Here is an 18,853-nt window from a genome sequence, read left to right on the forward strand (position 1 = left end):
TGTGGTTCTTCCATGTGAAAGTAGGTCACCGCCAAACACCCATTCCGAAGCCCCCGACTGATGTCGGGGGCTTTTTACATGCCTGTCGTTTCTATCGGTTTGGCGATAGGGGGATTATGATTACCTGTTGTTATTCTTGCACAAAAGTACCGAAAGTTACGGTTAACCGTTTGGAATGTTTGAAATCGAACGGTATTTGCGTTATTATGTCGTATGCATTTATATGGAATAGGGCCGTGTTTTACTGTTGTGTGGCAGTGTCTGCGGGGAGGTAAAACCGTCCTGCAGACGGCTCGGTTTATTTAATCCAACACGTTATAGGAAAACCCTGATGAAGAAATTTTTATTTGGTGTAGTTGCCGCCGTGTGTACGGCATTCTCTTTAGCCGCCGTGAACATCAATACCGCGTCTTCTGCTGAACTGGAGGCTTTGCCGGGTATCGGCCCGGCTAAGGCGAAGGCGATTGTGGAATACCGTCAGAAGAACGGTGCGTTCAAATCGGTGGAGGAGCTGAAAAACGTGAAGGGCATCGGTGATGCGGTGCTGAACAAGTTAAAGGCGGAGGCGACGGTTTCTCCTGCTGCGCCTAAGGTCGCCCAGCCTGCCGTGAAAAAATAACCTGACGGACGATCGTGCCGTATACGCCGCCCCGAGGCCGAACTGCTTGCCGGTTCCGGTTGACGGGCGGCTTTGTTTGGGGCCGGGAATGAAGACTTGGACCAATGGGGGCCATTGGGTAAAGGGATAAACGGATAGCCTCTTGTTGGATAGGGATAGAAAAGATAAAGGGAATAAAGATATGTACTCAAATGCATTTGACGGAAAACGGAATAGGGCAACTGTGCAGAGGGGGTATTCTTTGATACAGCTGTTGGTGGTGATGCTGTTGGTTTCGATATTGGCGACGGCGGCATTGACTGCCTATCGGGAATCGGTCCGCTCGGCGAACCTGCGTGCGGCGCATGCCGCCCTGCTGGAAAATGCGCGCTTTATGGAGCAGTTCTACACAAAAAAGGGCAGCTTTAAGCTGACGTCGACGAAGTGGCCGGAATTGCCGGTGAAGGAGGCGGGCGGTTTCTGTATCAGGATGAGCGGTCAGGCTAAGGGCATCCTGGAGGGTAAGTTTACCTTGAAGGCGGTGGCGCTGGACAGGGAGGCGGAGCCGAGGGTGCTGCGCTTGAACGAGTCGTTGACGGCGGTGGTGTGCGGGAAGATGAAGGGGAAGGGCAGTTGTACGGACGGTGAGGAGATATTTAAGGGCAATGATGCGGAGTGTCGGCCTTTTATGGGGTAACAATCGGGTGGAAAGGGAGAAGCGGATAAAGAAAAAGGACGTACATAGGCACGTCCTTTGGTGAATGAAGATGGATTACTCGCTCCAGCTAACCCAGCCCAGCATCCAAGTAAGGAGAATCAGACCGCCAAATACAATACGGTAGTAGGCAAAAGGAACATAGTTTTTACTGGAAACAAATTTCAGCAAAGCTTTTACTGCTAATAAACCGGCGATAAATGCTGCGATAAAACCGATGGCAATTTGTCCGATATCCTGCAAGGTAAAGAGTTTGTAGTTTTTTAAGATGTCGTAACCTGTGGCCGCAATCATCATTGGTACAGCAAGGAAGAATGAAAATTCGGTAGCCGTTTTACGTTCTAATCCCCACAGCATACCGCCCATGATGGTACTGCCTGAACGTGATGTCCCAGGGATAAGGGCACAAATTTGGGCGCATCCTACAACAAATGCGTCGATTGGGCGCATATCATCTACATGATTGACTTTAGGTTTGGCTGTTGTTTGGCGTTTTTCAACCCATAAAATGAAGAAGCCACCCAGCACCAGCATGGTAGCAACAGTAATTGGGTTGAAAAGGTGTAATTTGATTTGTTTGCTGAACAAGAGACCCACAACCGCAGCCGGTATGAAGGCAATAAATAAATTCAGTACAAAGCGATTGGCTGTTCGTTCTTTACCCAGCCCTTTTATGATATGGGTAAATCGTTGGCGATATTCGAATACGACGGCTAATACGGCACCGAGTTGGATAGCAATTTCAAATACTTTTCCGTTGCTTTGAAAGTTCATTAAGTCACCGAATACAATTAAGTGACCGGTACTGGAAATAGGGAGAAACTCGGTTAAACCTTCGATAATACCGAGAATAAGTGCTTTGAATAAAATCAGAATGTCCATAAGTTTTCAGACGGCCTTGAGGCCGTCTTTCTTTTGTTGAATAGTTAAAGTGGTTTTGAGGATTGTTCGCGACGGACTTTGACGATGAGGTCATCTATGGTTTTCATACCGACTTTCCAGTCGCTACCATTGAAATTGACTTTGTATTTACCACCGACAATGACAGTTGGTGTGTTTTCAATTCGATAAGTTTCCGTCAATTGCTGCATTTTTGCAGCAGCCGATGCGGCAGCAGGACTGTTGTAGGCTTGAAGCAGTTTTTTACTTTCAAAACTCGTTTGTTTACCCACCCATGAGCGGAATACATTGGTATCGGCCAGGTTGATTTTTTGTTCGTAAACTGCTTTGAAGATGACTGGATTGGCTTGATATTTCAAACCTGAAAGATTAACGGCTGCGGCAACCTTGGCCAAACCCAACATTTCAGGCATCCAAACGACGTGCTCTGTCCGTAAGGAAACATCTTTAGCGAAGGTTTTGCTGTGTTGCAACAAAACCGGATCGAGATGGTAACAATGAACGCAGAAGTAGCCGAAAAACTCAAGCACTTCAATTTTGCCGGCTTGTTGCTGCGGGATAGGGCGACTGAGGACAGTATAGTCCACGCCTTCGGTAGCAGCCTGTGCACTCAGACTGAGCAGGCTCAGGCTGAGTGCGGCAATAGTTTGTTTCATACGCTGCTTCATCAGTGATTCCATTATTTGGTAGAACGAATCAAGCTGTTGATATTATGGCCTTGCAGGTTTTTTTGCAGTTTTACAGCGGCTTCCTGAGGCATGGTGTTACTTTGAACTCGGTAAATGGTTTTGTCGCCGTTTTGCGATTCAACCACTTTGGAAGAAACACCTAAAATAGCCAATTTCGCACGTTGTGAATCTGCGCTGGAACGGTCTGCATATGAACCAAGTTGCAGGAAGGCTTTTTTACCGCTGTTGGCAGTTGCTTCGGCTTTTTCTGACGATTGTTTGCCAGCGGCGTTGCTGCTTTCTTTTGTTGCAGAGGCATTTGCGGCTTTACGTGCTTTTTCGATGCTGCCGCTGTTGAGGATTTGCTCAGGTGTCGGCTTGTTTTGTTTTTTGGCTTCGGCGGCTTTTTTCTCAGCCAATTTGCGCTCGGCACGCTCTTTTTGTTTGTCGGTCAGTTGGTCGGCCGCTTTTTTATCTTTTGCAGTTTTATCAGCAGCTTCTTTTTCAGCTTTGGCTTTTTCTGCGCGTTTTTTTTCTAATTCGGCTTTTTTCTCGGCCAGTTTTTTCTTAGCGGCTTCTTTTTCTGCTTCCGCTTTTGCGGCTTTTTCTTTGGCTTCACGTTCGGCTTTGTCGGCGGCAGTTTTGTCTGCTCTTTCTTTGGCTTCGCGTTCGACTTTTTCTGCTTCAGCTTTATCCGCTTTTTCTTTGGCTTCACGTTCTGCTTGTTCGGCTTTTTCCTGAGCTTCTTTTTCCGTTTGAGCTTTTTCTTCAGCTTCTTTGGCAGCCTTTTCAGCCTCTTCTTTAGCTTTGGCTTCTTTCTCAGCAGCTTCTTTTTCTGCTTTGGCTTTTTCTTCATCTGCTTGGGTAGATGAAGTGTCGGTGGTTGGGCGTTTCTCTGCTTTGTCCTGAGGTTTCAGGATTTCAGGTTCTTCGCTTTGTTTAGGCTGAGTCAGCTCTTTGAAAACGTTTTGGTTGCCTTGGTTCAAGAAGAACAAAATACCGGCAATAATACCTGTCGCCAGTATCAGGCCGAAAAAGAAACCGGCCAAGCCTTTGCCATATTGTGTAGATTTTTTCATGACTTACCTTGTAATAATGTGTTCAGACGGTCTGAAGGGAGACTGTCTGAGTTTGGATTCGATATTTTATCAATAACCGTTATGGACGGCAAAATCCTGATGCTTTGTTTACTCTAGTTTTACTTAAACATAAAGATTCAGGCCGTCTGACAAGTTAAAGGGCGCGACGGAAGCCGATGGCCTTCATCACATGGGTTTTGCTGACTTCTTCATCGCCTGCCAAATCGGCCAGCGTACGGGCGACGCGCATGATACGGTGGAAACTTCGGGCGGAAAGGGACAGTTTTTCAAGCATGGTTCCCAAGGCTTCTTGCGCTTCTTTTTGGATGCGGGCTTTGCAATCGAGCTCGCTGACACTCAATTCGGCATTAACTTTGCCTTGTCGGCCGTATTGGATTTTGCGCGCTGCGGTAACTCGTTCCAATACGGTGGCACTGGATTCGCCTGCTTCTTGTTGCATTAACTCGGCAGCGGAAAGGCTGGGTACTTCGATGGTTAAATCAATACGGTCGAGCAATGGCCCTGAAATTTTGTTGCGGTAGCGGGCAACGCTTTCAGGCGTGCAGCGGCAAGGTTTGGACGGATGGCCAAGATAGCCACAAGGGCAGGGGTTCATGGCGGCGACAAGTTGGAACTTGGCCGGATAAACTGCTTGGCGTGCGGCGCGGGAAATATGGATTTCGCCGTTTTCCAAAGGTTCGCGCAATACTTCTAATACTTTACGGTCAAACTCGGGTAATTCGTCTAAAAACAACACACCGTGATGCGCCAATGAAATTTCGCCCGGACGCGGGTCTGAACCGCCACCTACCATGGCAGCCGAGCTGGCGCTGTGATGAGGGCTGCGGAAAGGACGGTTGCTGTCGAGTTGCTGTTGATGGTTGGGCAGGAGCGAACGCAATGCCCATACTTCGACTAATTCGTCTTCGGTCAAAGGCGGAAGGATGCCGGGCAAACGTTGCGAAAGCATGGATTTGCCCGTACCCGGAGGACCCATCATCAGCAGGCTGTGTCCGCCTGCCGCTGCGATTTCCAAAGCAAGGCGAGCGGTATGTTGGCCTTTGACATCGGCTAAATCAGGTATTTTACTTTGTTCAGACGGCCTGTGTGTCAGTTTGCATTCAGTTTGTGTCAACGGTTCGATACCGTTTAAATGTGCGGCCACTTCGCCTAAAGAACGCGCACCATAAACCGCGATACCGCGCATAACGGCAGCCTGTTCGGCATTTTCTTGCGGCAATACGAACGAACGGCCAGCCTGCATTCCCTGCCATGCCATAGCCAGCGCGCCGCGTACGGGACGCAGCAGGCCGGACAGTGCCAATTCTCCGGCAAACTCATATTGCGCGAGTTTTTCAGGATTGATTTGTCCCGATGCGGCAAGAATGCCTAAGGCAATCGGCAAATCGAAACGGCCGGATTCTTTTGGGAGGTCGGCCGGTGCGAGGTTAACGGTAATTTTCTTGGCGGGAAAGTCGAAGCCGCTTTGGATGATGGCGGCACGCACACGGTCGCGGCTTTCTTTGACTTCAGTATCGGGCAAACCGACAATATTGAAATGTGGCAAGCCGTTGGCAAGGTGGGCTTCCACTTCGACCAACGGCGCATTCATGCCGCTTAAGGCGCGGCTGTAAACCAAAGCAAGCGACATGTTTCAGACGGCCTTATTCGGCAGCTTCGGTTTGTTGTTTGATTTCGGCAACAGCTTCTTCCGCAGCGGCTTCGGCAGCTTTCAAAGCAGCTTCTTCAGGCTCTTGAGCGGCTTCGAGTTTGGCCAAACGGGCTTCCAATTCGGCAAGTTTGGTACGGGTTTTAATCAAAACCTGTTGTTGGATGTCGAATTCTTCGCGGGTCACCAAATCCATGCGGTTGAACGCGCTGCCGAGCATGGCTTTAACGTTTTTCTCCATGTCTTTGGCAGGGCTGTTGGCGATGGTTTCGCTTATTTTGGAGCTGACTTCTTCGAAAAGTTGTTTGCCGAACATAATCCGTATCCTTTATTCAGAATGTATATAGAAATTCAAGTGGCTATTGTATAAGGAAAAAGGCCGTCTGAAAACGTTTTGCTTTTCAGACGGCCTCAAATGCGGAAGTTTACACGCCTGCGGCTGCTTTCAATGCGGCTGCTTTGTCGGTGCGCTCCCAAGTAAATTCAGGTTCTTCGCGACCGAAGTGGCCGTAGGCGGCGGATTTTCCGTAAATCGGGCGCAGCAGGTCGAGCATTTGGACGATGCCTTTAGGACGCAGGTCGAAATGTTCGCGAACCAGGGCAATCAGTTTTTCTTCGCTGATTTTGCCTGTGCCGAAAGTATCGATGGAAATCGAAGTCGGTTCGGCAACGCCGATGGCGTAGGAAACTTGGATTTGGCATTGGGTTGCCAAACCGGCGGCGACGATGTTTTTCGCAACGTAGCGGCAGGCGTAAGCGGCGGAACGGTCCACTTTGGACGGGTCTTTGCCGGAGAATGCGCCGCCGCCGTGCGGAGCTGCGCCGCCGTAGGTATCGACGATGATTTTGCGGCCGGTCAGACCACAGTCGCCTTGCGGGCCGCCGATAACGAAGCGGCCGGTCGGGTTGATCAGGTATTTGGTTTCGTCGGTCAGCAGTTCAGACGGCAGAACCGGTTTGATGATGTGTTCGATCACGGCGTTTTTCAGCTCTTCGTAACCGATAGACGGATCGTGCTGGGTAGACAGGACGACGGTGTCGATGCGTTTTACTTTGCCGGTTTCGCTGTCGTAAACCACGGTCAGTTGGGCTTTGGCATCAGGGCGCAACCAAGGCAGGCGGCCGTCTTTGCGCAATTCGCTTTGGCGTTGCATCAGGCGGTGGCTGTAATAGATGGCAAACGGCATCAGGGTAGGGGTTTCGTCGCAGGCATAGCCGAACATCAAACCTTGGTCGCCCGCGCCTTGATTCAGGTCGATGCCTTCGCCTTCGTTCACGCCTTGGGCGATGTCCGGAGATTGTTGGTCGTAGTACACGCCGACTGCGCAGCCGTTGGCGTCAAAGCCCAGCTCGGAGGAGTTGTAGCCGATGCGTTTGATGGTTTCGCGGGCGACTTTGATGTAGTCCACTTGGGCAGTAGTAGTAATTTCGCCTGCCAATACACACAAGCCTGTGTTGACCAAGGTTTCTGCGGCGACACGCGCTTTTGGGTCTTGCGCCAAGATGGCATCCAAAATCGCATCGGACACTTGGTCGGCAACTTTATCCGGATGGCCTTCGGATACCGATTCGGAAGTAAACAGATATTCGCTCATTGCTATTCTTTCATTAAAAACAGGCTGCTGTGTTTTCAGACGGCCTTTTATTTCGGACAGCGGAAATCATAACAAAAACTCCGCTTTTTCTCTATACAAGTGAGAAACATTCGCACTTGCCTGCTGTTTCGGAATCCTGTTGCACGTTTCTTACAGGCAAAAAAATTCCCGCATTAAGCGGGTTTGGATTGCTCTGGCGAGCCACATCGGTTTTTCAACCGTCCACCTTACCTTTCCGTTTGAAAAGCAGGTTGGCATGGAATTCCCAACTCTTAATGCAGCGCGGATAGTAGCAGAAAAGCAGGTGTGCCGCAATATATTTGCCCGAAGTCTGTTTTGTTCAGACGGCCTGTTTCGTTTACAATCTGTCCACTTCATTTTGGTAAAACCTTATGCAAACGCTTGTTACCTTTGTTTTTAAATTTTTGGCCGCGCTGCCTTTGGCTTGGTTGCACAAATTAGGCAACCTGCTGGGCGGTTTGGGTTTCCGCGTGCTGTCGAAAGATCGCCGGCGGGTATTCGAAAACATGAAACTTGCCGGATTGAACCCGACGGACGAGGCGGTAAAAAAAGTTTTTCGTGAAACGGCAAAAGGCGGCTTGGAATTGCCGGTGGCGTTTTTCAGACGGCCTGAGGAAATTGAAAACCTGTTTGTCAGCGTCAACGGTTGGGAACATGTTCAGACGGCCTTGAGCGCGGGCGAGGGTTTGCTGTTTATCACGCCGCACATCGGCAGCTACGATTTGGCGGGTCGCTACATCAGCCAGCAACTGCCGTTTCCGCTGACGGCAATGTACAAACCGCCGAAAATCAAGGCATTTGATGCGGTAATGCAGGCAGGACGCGTGCGCGGTAAAGGCAAGACTGCGCCGACCAGTATTCAGGGTGTCAAACAAATTATCAAAGCGCTGCGCGGCGGCGAAGCGACCATTGTGTTGCCGGACCATGTGCCGTCTCCGGAAGAAGGCGGCGACGGCGTGTGGGTAGACTTTTTCGGCAAACCTGCCTACACCATGACGTTGGCGGGCAAGCTGGCGCAAGTCAAAGGCGTAAAGGCTTTGTTTTTCTGCGGCGAGCGTTTGCCCGACGGCAAAGGCTTTGTCCTGCACATCGAGCCTTTGCGCGGCGAATTGAACGGCGATAAGGAGAACGACGCGCGCGTGATCAATGAAAATACCGAATATTGGATACGCCGTTTTCCGGAACAATATTTGTTTATGTACAACCGCTACAAACATCCCGAAGGCGCGCCTTTCCCGCCGGAAATATAGGCTTGCCGAATGTAAAAAACCTGCTTGGACTCAAGCAGGTTTTGTATTTGGTCGGAATGAGAGGATTCGAACCTCCGACCCCTTCGTCCCGAACGAAGTGCGCTACCGGGCTGCGCTACATTCCGAATGTGGGAAATTATAGGATAGGGGAAGCCGGTTTGTACAGGGGTCGATAAATAATTAATAATTGGCTGCCGATGGGTTTGTTTTAGGCCGTCTGAAGCGATGTGTTTCAGACGGCCTGTGTTTTTGTTTGCTGCTTCTGCTGAAGCATTTGTCCTAATGGCATTATAATGTGGGCAATTGTTTTTTAGATTGTCTGCTATGTTTTATCTTTATCAGTCCGACCGTTTGGAAGCGCTTACCGAAATGTGCGCGCATATTCATCAGGCCTTGCCTTTGGATGTGGTATTGGCACAGGAAGAAGTGGTGGTGCAGAGCCAGGGGATGCGGCGTTATCTGAATGTGTTTTTCGCGCGCAAACTCGGCGTGGCGGCGAATTTGAAGTTCAGCCTGCCGGCCGGTTTGGCGTGGCAGCTGATGCGTAAATTGGTTCCCGATGTGCCGCCACTCAGTCCGTTTTCGCCTGAAGTTATGCGCTGGCGTTTGCTGGATTTGTTCCGCAGCGAAGCGTTTCAGACGGCCCCAGAATACGAAAACGTGCGCTTGAAGCTGGAAAGTTATTTGCATAGCTCGGCCTCGGCGGATTATCAGCTTGCCGGACAGATGGCGGATATTTTCGACCAATATTTGGTGTACCGCCCGGATTGGATTGATGCGTGGCAGGCTGGGAAGCTGCTGGGTTTGGGCGATGATGAGGATTGGCAGGCGCGGCTGTGGCGTTATTTGGATGATGGCAGCCAATCTGCGCCGCACCGCGTGGCCTTGTGGGAAAAGCTGTTGGCGCAGTTGGATAAATCGGTCTTGCCGCAAAGGTTGTTTGTATTCGGCATTTCGACAATGGCGCCGATGTATCTGCAACTGCTGCATCAAATTTCCAAGCATTGCGATGTGTTTGTGTTTGCACTCAATCCGAGCAGCCAATATTGGGGCGAGGTCATCGACGAGGCGCAGATTTTGAAAAGGGGCGATGAGGCGGATTTGTCGCAGGCAGGGCATCCGCTGTTGGCTTCTTTGGGCAAGCAGGGGCGCGATTTCTTTGATTTTCTGTCGGAAGTGGAAACCGAGCAGGATATTCAGGTTTATGAAGAAGGAAAAGACGATACCTTGTTGCATTGCCTGCAAAACGATATCCAAAACTTAATCATGCCGTCTGAACGCTTATATCAACAGGAAGAAGGCGAAGCAGGCGCGCAGCCGGCTTTGGTTCAGGTTCACGATGCGGACGGCAATCCAGTGTGTGTCGAGCCGGACAAGCTGTTGAATGACGGCTCCGTCAAAATCGTTGCGGCACACAGCCCTTTGCGCGAATTGCAGATTTTGAAAGAAGAGCTGTCGCTGGTGTTGCAAAATAATCCCGATTGGCAACCGCACGATATTGCCGTGTTAACACCGAACATCGAGCCGTACAGTCCGTTTATCGAAGCCGTTTTTGGACAGGAGCATGCAGGCAGTCAGGCTTTGCCGTATTCGATTTCGGATGTGAAGCTCAGCCGCCGTCAGCCGTTGCTGTATGCTTTGGCTCAAACTTTGGACTTGCTGGAGAGCCGGTTTGAAGTGGACAAGGTTTTGCCTTTGCTGGAAAGCCGGTTGGTGCTGCAACGCTTCGGTTTGAGCGAGGAAGATGTGCCGCTGCTGCATGAGACTGTTGCAGGATTGAATGTGCATTGGGGTTTGGATCAAACCATGCGCGAGGGCAAAGACAACCTCTTTACTTGGCAGCAGGCGATAGAGCGTTTGACCTTGGGCTGGATGCTGCCTGAAGGCAGCAACGGCATGTGGCAGGGCGTGAGTGCGTGGCATAGCAACGTCAACCAGTTGGACGTGTTCAGCGGTTTTGCCGAATTTATCCGTACTTTGGCCGATATGGCGGCGCAATGGCAAGAGCCTGCCGATGTGGAAAGTTGGGTGCAGCGTTGCCGTGATTTACTGGAGAAACTGTTTGCTCCGGATATGGACGACCAATACGCCAAGCAGCAGTTCGAGCAGTCTTTGGCGAAATGGCAGGAAGAGGCGCAGTTGGCCGAATTTGACGGATTGTTGCCGTGTGAAACCGTTATCCGCCATATCCGCCGCTTCTTGGACAGCGAAAGCCAAGCCGGATTTTTGAGCGGCGGCATCACTTTTTGCAGTATGGTGCCGATGCGCAGCCTGCCGTTTAAAATGGTTTGCCTGTTGGGTTTGAATGACGGCGATTTTCCACGCAATACCAAAGCGGCGGTGTTCGACCTGATTGCCAAACATCCGAAAAAAGGCGACCGTGCCCGCCGCGACGACGACCGTTATCTCTTCCTCGAAGCCTTAATTAGCGCACGCGAAATGCTGTATTTGTCTTATATCGGCCGCGATATACGCAATGATGCCGAGTTTGCGCCGTCTTCGTTAATCAGCGAGCTGCTGGATACCATTGCCGCCATGACAGGGAAAAGCGGGCGCGAGTTGACGGAGAAATGGGTGAAATATCATCCGTTGCAGGCCTTTTCACGCCGTTATTTCCAAAAGGACGCGCTTTCAGACGGCCTCTTCAGTACGCGCCAAGATTACGCTGATGCGTTGAACCAACCGCAAGCGGAAGCGCAGCCGTTTTTCCTTGAGGTATTAAGTCAGGAAGAGCCGGACAAGACCATTCATCAAGACGAGCTCATCAGTTTTTGGCGCAACCCTGTCAAAGTTTGGCTGAAGAAAAATTTAAGCTGGGATCAGCCGTATCTGGACGGCGCATGGGAGTCTGCCGAACCGTTTGAGCCGCAACATGGAGGTCGGATTGCCGATGCCTATTTGGATGCGCGGCGCAAAGGGGAAGATTTTGAAGATACGGCCATTCGGCTGAATGTAGAAAGTCTGATGCCGGTAGGCGAGTTGGGCGGTTTGTGGCAGAAGCAGTATCAGATATCTGCGAAAAACGTGGATGCCGAGTTGATACGCAGCAACAAAAGGCCGTCTGAACCTTATGAAGAATCCTTTGACGACTTGGTGTTACAAGGCACCATCGGCAATCTTTACGAATGCGGCCGCATTGTGTTCCTAAACCAAAAAGACAATGCACCCAACCGCATTGCTCGTTTATTGGAGCATTTGATTTTTTGCGCCATTGCCCCTAAATCCGTTGCAAACCGACAAACCTATATGGTCAGCTTGGGGCAGACCGAAACCTATGCCGCCATCGAGCAACAAACAGCAAAAGAACTTTTGAAAGAATGGCTGGTATATTTCCGAATCGGACAAAATACCCCCTTGTCATTTTTTGCCAAAACCAGTCTTGCCGCTGCGGAGGAGTACAACAAGAAAGAGGATTGGGATACTGCCTTGAGAAAAGCCTATGATGTTTTTAACGGCAATAAAATGAGCAAAGCGCAGAAAGAATATACCGAAGTGAAGCTGGTGTTTGGTCATTCGGAAGAATCGCCTCTTGATGAGCCGTTATTTGAAAACCTTGTCGTCAATCTGCTTGTGCCGCTTTTGACTGGCGTGGCAGGGAAAACCGATACAACAGAACAGGAGTAAAGCATGGCCAATTATGCAGAATATTTGGATTTTGATACTGAAGAAGACAAATTGAAACAGCAGCAACTCTATCAGGCAACCGAGCTGTCGGCGCAAACGGTAGCGGCGGTTGAAAAGATCAGCCGTCCGCAAAACTGGCTGCTTGCCGCTGCGCCATATTGCCCTGATTGCCGCGTGTTTGTGCCATTTATTCAAAAAATGGCGGAGTTGAACCCCAATATCCGCGTCAACTATATTGCCCGAAACGATTTTGACGACAGCAGTCGTTTTGAGAATCCGCGCCAACAGGAAATCGTCCGCGCCAATCAAAAAATTCCTGCGCTGTTTTTGATGGGTCGTGAAGAGGAAGGGCCTGTGTTTAACGAGTTTCCGCAAGTGGTGTTAAACCAAATTGCGGCAGATGAAACCCGTCGCACAGAATTGCGCGATGCGTACCGTGCAGGCGAGTTTAATGCCGATATTGAGGCTCAGATTGTAGCGGCGTTGGCATGGGCAGAGCAGCGTTGTTGACAGATATTGCTGGTGTGTACAGCCATGTTTTGAACCGCTTTGATATTTTGTTTCGTAATAAAAAGGCCGTCTGAAAAGATTTCAGACGGCCTTTTTTTAATGCTTAACGCTTTATCAAATCTCGATTTTATTCGGCGTAAAGGTTTGCCATTTATTGCAGGCTGGGCAGTGCCAGAAGAAGACTTGGGATTTGAAGTGGCAGTTGCGGCAGCGGTACATAACGCTTTTTTGCAGCTGGCGGCCGATAATGGAACGAATCATATCGGTATCGGCTTTCCACTCCGGATTCATACTGCTGAGTTTCAAGCCAAGCAGGCGGTACACGCCGTTGAGATCAGGTTTTTGACGGACGAGTTCGACAGCGATTTGCGCCGCTTCGGTTTCGCCTTTGAGCAGTAGGGCCTTCTCGTAGATGACGTTGATCAGGTCAAGATCGGGGAAGGTTTGCATATAGCCGATAAGGCGGTTGAGGCCTTCTTCCTGCTTGCCTTGCGCGGCATAGGCTTCATAGAGTTTCTCGCCGACCATGCTCAGATAGGCGTGGTTTTGCTGCTCGATGGCGGAATACGCTTCCACTGCGGCAGGGAAATTGCCCTGACGGTATTCGATGTCGCCAAGAATGATGTTGGCACGCGTACATTTTTTGTTGGCTTCGAGTGCTTTGCCGATGTTGTATCGGGCGGTGTCGAAGTTGGATTTAAACAGCGCGGCTTGGGCGATTTCGCAATAGAACTGGGCGATTTCAAACTGGTAGGTCTGTTCGTCATGGCTCAAGAGTTGCGCCATTTCGATGGCTTTTTCCCAGTCGCGGTCTTGTTGGTAGATGCTCAAAAGGTGTTGGCGGGCTTCGCGTGCCATATCGCCTTCCTGCAAACCGAGGAAGATTTGTTCGGCACGGTCCACCAAGCCTGCGCTTTGGTAGTTTTGCGCCAATTCAAAAAGCACGCGCGCGCGTTTTTCGTTGACGGTGTCAGGCGAATCGAGCAGGGCGCGGTGCATATTGATGGCTTTGTCGTTTTCGCCGCGTTGGCGGTAGAGCTTGCCTAAGGTCAGGTTCAAGTCGTATGACTGCGGCTGCTGGTCGATGACTTCTGCCAATTCGCGTGCGGCGCGGCCGCTGTTGCGGTCAACGAGGGCGTCAAGGCTTTTGTAAAACCCTGCCGGTATGCTTTTGGCCTGTTTTAGGACGGTCTTCATATCGACACGCGCGGCAAACCAGCCCATAGCGAAGAAAACGGGGAGGAGGACGATGGGTAGTAAGATGACCCACAATTCGTTGTCCATGGTATTCCTTTATTGATTGGTGGCGTTACGCTTTGGGAGCGGTGTCGGAAGCCGTTGCCGGTGTTTCGGTTTTGACCGGAGTCAGGTCTTTTTCGGAAATGTGGGCGTATTTTTTCACTTCGGCACGCAGGCGGTTGTTTTCGCTGCGCAGGGTCAGCAGACGGCCGAAGAGGGCAAACATACCGAACACGATGCCGATAATAAAGGCACCGAAAAGCACGACAATCAGCGGCAGATTGACGTTTTGGCCGGGCAGGTAGAAGAAGGATACGGTGTGGGTATTGGTGATGGCCAGCAGGAGGAAAACAAGAAGAATCAGGATTTTGATGATGGTATAGATGAGTTTCATGGGTTGCTCCGGGTGGGCCGCGGTTGGGGCAGGCCGTCTGAAAAATGGTATCAGTTTAAACGATTTGCCGGATTTCGGATAGGACGGCATGTTTCAGACGGCATGGGAAGAGTGCCTTTAATGCTGACGGGTACTTGTCAAACCCATATTGAAAGGCGTATTGTTCAGTCTTTAGTTATTATCTTACAAATCAGAATAAGAAAGGCAATCATCATGAGCAGACCAGTCCCAGCCGTATTCGGCAGCGTTTTCCACGCTGAAATGCCCGTTATCGCTTATCGTGAAGGTAAATGGCAACCGGTAGAATGGCAATCTTCCAAAGACCTGACACTCGCCCCGGGCGCACACGCCCTGCATTACGGCAGCGAATGTTTTGAAGGTTTGAAGGCATTCCGTCAGGCAAACGGCAAAATCGTGATGTTCCGCCCGACCGCCAATATCGCGCGCATGCAGCAAAGCGCAGATATTCTGCACCTGCCGCGTCCTGAAACGGAAGCTTATTTGAATGCTTTGATCGAATTGGTCAAACGCTCCGCCGAGGAAATCCCTGATGCGCCAGCCGCTTTGTACCTGCGTCCGACTTTGATCGGTACCGACCCTGTGATCGGTAAGGCCGGTTCTCCTTCCGAAACTGCTTTGCTGTACATTCTGGCTTCTCCTGTCGGCGACTATTTCAAAGCCGGTTCGCCCGTTAAAATCTTGGTGGAAACCGAACACATCCGTTGCGCCCCGCACATGGGCCGCGTGAAATGCGGCGGCAACTACGCTTCCGCCATGCCTTGGGTATTGAAAGCCAAAGCAGAGCACGGTGCAAACCAAGTATTGTTCTGCCCGAATGGCGACGTTCAGGAAACCGGCGCGTCCAACTTTATCCTGATTAACGGCGATGAAATCATTACCAAACCGTTGACCGACGAATTCTTGCACGGCGTTACCCGCGATTCCGTACTGACTGTTGCCAAAGATTTGGGCTACACCGTTACCGAACGCAACTTTACCGTTGATGAGCTGAAAGCAGCTGTGGAAAATGGCGCAGAGGCGATTCTGACCGGTACGGCTGCTGTCATTTCTCCGGTAACTTCTTTCGTGATTGATGGCAAAGAAATCGAAGTGAAGAGCCAAGAGCGCGGTTACGCAATCCGTAAGGCGATTACCGACATTCAATACGGTTTGACAGAAGACAAACACGGCTGGTTGGTCGAAGTTTGTTGAATAGAACGCATTTAATAAAAAAAAGGCCGTCTGAAATATTTTTTCAGACGGCCTTTTTTTATTGGTTTTTAGATGGTGGAAGCAATAATAAAATACTAAATTTTGCAAATAAACGGTAGTATTTTAAGATAATCGGTATATAATGAATAGTCATGTTGTAAAAATACATATTGGAAATATCGAATTTTATTGATTTTTCGATGAAGTTAAAAACAGTTATAGATATTTATTCTGTATATTTTGTAAATTTAGTTAAATAGGGAATGCTAAAAGCATATCGTGTTAGAATTTCCCTCCTTTTTGGCTTCGCGGGATTCACTCTGTCAAGTCAAAAAGGAAAAAGATGCAAGATAAAACCATTTTTATTTTGCTATAAAAATCAAAAATAACTTAACTTTGGATGAACTAATCAATTAAAAAGGGACTCTGATACATTTCCGTCAAAAATAACCGGATACATGGTGCGCGGACAGATTGCCTATAAAAGTCATCCAAGGGTTCTGTCTAAACACCATTACCGTTTCCAATTAGAAAACCGGCAGAAGGGGAAACGCTGCCGAGTTTCTCAAAGTGGCCAGCTTCAGTTTGGCCTTTATACAGGCAATTGCTGTTACGACAGAATCCGTCTTACCTCTTTATTCAATCGAACTTTTTTGTTGCACGCTTGTGCGGTGGGAAAGAACGATATTTGATACAAGGAAATACGCTGATTATGTCACATAAACTTGCTCCTCTTGGCCGTACCCATATCCGTCACGGCTCCTCAACTCCTGAAACCACTTCCAAATCATCTTCTCCGCTAAAAGAATGGATACACACTCAAAATTGGGGGGATAGTCCGTCGGTTTTTCCAGAACCCAAGCAATTAAGCGGTAAAAATACTGTAACGAGAGAGGCGGTTCATGTAGCTGAGGCAGAAAGATTGGACAGCACTTCATCATCTTCAGACGGTCTTGTGACAAAAATGCATGTCGCACGAGCCAGCGTTGCTTCTGTAAGCAGCGTTTCCAGTAAAAACACCATTGCGCCTAAAGTAACAAATAAACCTGCCGCTACCGATAAAGCAACGGCAGCCAAACCAGTCAATAAATCGATGGAAAAAGTCCTGGCTGAAAGGCAAAAAATTTACGAAGAGGCTAAAGCAAAAAAAATAGCCGAAGCCGCCGCAGCTAAAGCAAAGGCGGTTGAGCGCGCAAAAGAAGCGCATAAAGCGGCAGTCGAAAAAGCGATTGAAGAGCGTAAAGCCAAACAAGAAGCCGCCCGCAAAGAGAAAGAGGCAGAAGACAGAATTGCCGAAGGAAAAGAAACAGTTGAAATTGCGCATAAAAAGAATCTGAAGGATTCAGACGGCCATGACAAAATAGCGGGCGTTTCTTCCGGCAAAAAAGCAATCAATAGTCACGACGGACACCTCAGTTCGGGTAAAGCAAACAAAATTGACGATCATGCCGAAGGCAGGGTAAGTCTATCTGGAAAATACCGCGTGTATGAATCCAAAGAGTACGGTAATTACATCCGCGTGAATGATTTTGGTGCCGATGCACAGGGTAAGAAAGACAGCCTTCAGGCATTTAAAGCAGCTTTAGAGGCGGCGCACAAAGAAAAAGCCATGGTTTTCTTGGATGGTACTTACTATATTTCCAATCAGATTGTGATGGATAAAACCGTCTCCGGCGCGCGTGGCTTGTTTGGTTCGGGGATGGGCAAAACCAAGGTAACGTTTGATAAGGCGCAGACGGGTGTGTTCAATCCGGACACCAACCATGATGACATTCGCCAATTTGCCGGTATCTTGATTGATGGGCAAAACAATAAAACCATTGCCGACTTGTCGGTTCAATATACCAACCCTGATTTTTACCGCAAAGGCTTAAGCTATTTTGGCAAGGTAAACGGCATTTTAGTGAACGATGCGGACAATACTTTAATCAGCAAAGTAGAGGTTTCCGGTGCCAATCGTGCTGGTGTGATGTTTACGTCAACCGCTTCTTTGGAAACGGAAAAAGGTCAAAAACTGACCTTTAAAGCACGCGTACAAAGCGGCGAAATTGATGAAAAATACGAAGCGCTGCCTTTGGGTGAAAACAACCGTATTGTTGATTCGTATCTACACCACAACCGCGTTGCCGGTGCGCTGATCGGTTTCCAACAAAACTTTATCGGCGAGGGCAACCGTTTGGATTGGAACGGCCACGAAGCGGATGGCGGGACAGGGTACGGTATGGCCGTGGCTGCCGGTAGCTACAATTACGGCATCACATACCGTAAAAACACGACCGACCATAACTACCGCAAGGGTTTGGATGTGCACGATGGTACAGGCATTGTCATTGAAAACAATGTGTTAACGGGTGACCGGCTATATGGTATTGTTGCCTACAACCGCCAGTTTTCTATGGATAAAGTCAAAATTACCGGCAATACCATTATTCAAGATCCGAGCTTCCGTTTGAATGTTGATGATGACTTGGGCAAGTACTACCACATGTATTCAGGTATTCAGGTGCAAACCAATACCCAATACAGAGATTTGCACTCGGCTGACAAAGGCTATTTTGATATAAGCGATAATGTCATTAAAAATCTGACGGTTTATCAAAACAATATTCAGACCTACGCGATTGAGTTCCGTAACCATGAAAGCAAAATGGATTACACGCTCAATATGGCAAACAACAAGATCAGCGGCGAATCCACCAAATATCTGATTGCCGTCATCAACGATACCTATGACCGCGTTTTATCTAAAAACGGCATGGGCAGCGGTACCATTACCATCAGCGGCAATGACGCCGATATCGGCAAGATCATGAAAGGCGCAGTACCGGTTTATGTGGAAGAACACCATGGTAATGTCGCTATGCATGGGGCGGTAACGATTCACAACAACAAAATTTCCGTGCGTGAAGAATCTGCCGGCTATGTCGAATTTGCTTATTTAAAGAGCAATGCTAAAGAGTACAACATCACCAATAATACATTGAAACTTGGCGGTAATTTGAATGATGCTTTGATAGACGTACACAGTACCAACCCTAAGGGTAAGGCATCTTTAAATGTGGCCAACAACAAAATCCTGACGGACATTAAAGGCAAGTTGTATGATTCATGGCTGCGCTTTGAAAATGACATCAACACGTATTCTGAAGGCAATAGCCATAACGGCGCAGCACTGAAAAAAGTGAATACGACCGACAGTAAAGTGGCATTGAGCGATATTTTGTCAGAAGCCAACCATATTGTTGAAACGACTAAAGAGACTGTGTATCACCATACTCAGAACGTGTATACATCAGGAGTGGAAGAACATCATACAACGACAGGGATTTTGTAAGTTGTTGAAGTCGTAATCTTTATGTTTTAAATATTGATAAATAAA

The 18,853-nt window shown here is 49.0% G+C and carries 15 protein-coding genes, 1 tRNA gene and 1 riboswitch; of the genes, 7 read left to right on the forward strand and 9 right to left on the reverse strand.

Features of this window, described 5'->3' with window-relative positions; genetic code table 11:
* Positions 1–331 precede the first annotated feature (331 nt).
* Both ACTHR2_RS00005 and ACTHR2_RS00010 read left to right on the forward strand, forming a co-directional pair.
* Positions 332–619, forward strand: a complete 288-nt coding sequence (locus ACTHR2_RS00005; RefSeq protein WP_440375215.1) for a ComEA family DNA-binding protein — start codon at positions 332–334, stop codon at positions 617–619.
* A gap of 181 nt (positions 620–800) precedes the next feature.
* The gene (locus ACTHR2_RS00010; RefSeq protein WP_440375216.1) at positions 801–1,295 is read left to right on the forward strand and encodes a type IV pilin protein; all 495 of its coding nucleotides are present in this window, start codon (positions 801–803) and stop codon (positions 1,293–1,295) included.
* A 75-nt stretch (positions 1,296–1,370) separates the two neighbouring features.
* On the opposite strand, the gene ACTHR2_RS00015 is transcribed toward ACTHR2_RS00010, so the two are convergent.
* The 6 genes from ACTHR2_RS00015 to metK form a co-directional block, all read right to left on the reverse strand.
* Positions 1,371–2,195 carry an undecaprenyl-diphosphate phosphatase gene (locus ACTHR2_RS00015; RefSeq protein ID WP_263340703.1) on the reverse strand — a complete coding sequence of 275 codons (825 nt, stop codon included), beginning with the start codon at positions 2,193–2,195 and terminating at the stop codon, positions 1,371–1,373.
* A gap of 44 nt (positions 2,196–2,239) precedes the next feature.
* Positions 2,240–2,881, reverse strand: a complete 642-nt coding sequence (locus tag ACTHR2_RS00020) for a thiol:disulfide interchange protein DsbA/DsbL (RefSeq protein WP_263340706.1) — start codon at positions 2,879–2,881, stop codon at positions 2,240–2,242.
* A gap of 11 nt (positions 2,882–2,892) precedes the next feature.
* Positions 2,893–3,960, reverse strand: a complete 1,068-nt coding sequence (locus ACTHR2_RS00025) for an SPOR domain-containing protein (RefSeq protein ID WP_263340710.1) — start codon at positions 3,958–3,960, stop codon at positions 2,893–2,895.
* A 154-nt stretch (positions 3,961–4,114) separates the two neighbouring features.
* Entirely contained in the window at positions 4,115–5,611 is a 1,497-nt protein-coding gene (locus tag ACTHR2_RS00030) for a YifB family Mg chelatase-like AAA ATPase (protein ID WP_263340712.1), read from the reverse strand.
* A 13-nt stretch (positions 5,612–5,624) separates the two neighbouring features.
* Positions 5,625–5,945, reverse strand: a complete 321-nt coding sequence (locus tag ACTHR2_RS00035) for an accessory factor UbiK family protein (protein WP_003684455.1) — start codon at positions 5,943–5,945, stop codon at positions 5,625–5,627.
* Between the two features lie 109 nt (positions 5,946–6,054).
* Positions 6,055–7,224: a methionine adenosyltransferase gene (gene metK / locus ACTHR2_RS00040; RefSeq protein WP_070583688.1), complete on the reverse strand. Its 1,170-nt coding sequence runs from the start codon at positions 7,222–7,224 to the stop codon at positions 6,055–6,057.
* Between the two features lie 173 nt (positions 7,225–7,397).
* Positions 7,398–7,508, reverse strand: a riboswitch (SAM-I-IV-variant riboswitch).
* Positions 7,509–7,616: 108 nt separating this feature from the next.
* On the opposite strand from metK, the gene ACTHR2_RS00045 reads away from it, so the two are divergent.
* A complete protein-coding gene (locus ACTHR2_RS00045) occupies positions 7,617–8,495 on the forward strand; it encodes a lysophospholipid acyltransferase family protein (protein WP_311476218.1) in 879 nt (292 codons plus the stop codon).
* Positions 8,496–8,543: 48 nt separating this feature from the next.
* Here the strand turns inward: ACTHR2_RS00045 and ACTHR2_RS00050 are convergent.
* Positions 8,544–8,620, reverse strand: a tRNA-Pro gene (locus tag ACTHR2_RS00050).
* A gap of 199 nt (positions 8,621–8,819) precedes the next feature.
* On the opposite strand from ACTHR2_RS00050, the gene recC reads away from it, so the two are divergent.
* Both recC and ACTHR2_RS00060 read left to right on the forward strand, forming a co-directional pair.
* On the forward strand, positions 8,820–12,119 hold the full coding sequence (gene recC / locus ACTHR2_RS00055; protein ID WP_440375217.1) for an exodeoxyribonuclease V subunit gamma: 3,300 nt from the start codon (positions 8,820–8,822) through the stop codon (positions 12,117–12,119).
* Between the two features lie 3 nt (positions 12,120–12,122).
* Positions 12,123–12,629, forward strand: coding sequence for a thioredoxin family protein (locus ACTHR2_RS00060; protein ID WP_263340727.1), 507 nt, complete (start codon positions 12,123–12,125; stop codon positions 12,627–12,629).
* Between the two features lie 114 nt (positions 12,630–12,743).
* Here ACTHR2_RS00060 and lapB read toward each other — a convergent pair whose 3' ends face one another.
* Positions 12,744–13,913: a lipopolysaccharide assembly protein LapB gene (gene lapB / locus ACTHR2_RS00065; RefSeq protein WP_003745547.1), complete on the reverse strand. Its 1,170-nt coding sequence runs from the start codon at positions 13,911–13,913 to the stop codon at positions 12,744–12,746.
* Between the two features lie 25 nt (positions 13,914–13,938).
* Entirely contained in the window at positions 13,939–14,262 is a 324-nt protein-coding gene (locus tag ACTHR2_RS00070) for a LapA family protein (protein WP_263340732.1), read from the reverse strand.
* A gap of 213 nt (positions 14,263–14,475) precedes the next feature.
* Between ACTHR2_RS00070 and ilvE the strand changes: the two genes are divergently transcribed.
* Positions 14,476–15,474 (forward strand): branched-chain-amino-acid transaminase, encoded by a 999-nt coding sequence (gene ilvE / locus ACTHR2_RS00075; RefSeq protein ID WP_101755255.1) that lies wholly within the window; start codon positions 14,476–14,478, stop codon positions 15,472–15,474.
* Between the two features lie 1,093 nt (positions 15,475–16,567).
* Positions 16,568–18,808 carry a right-handed parallel beta-helix repeat-containing protein gene (locus ACTHR2_RS00080; protein WP_107723679.1) on the forward strand — a complete coding sequence of 747 codons (2,241 nt, stop codon included), beginning with the start codon at positions 16,568–16,570 and terminating at the stop codon, positions 18,806–18,808.
* Positions 18,809–18,853: the final 45 nt, after the last annotated feature.

Source organism: Neisseria sp. P0006.S004, assembly GCF_051963015.1.
Taxonomy (GTDB): domain Bacteria; phylum Pseudomonadota; class Gammaproteobacteria; order Burkholderiales; family Neisseriaceae; genus Neisseria.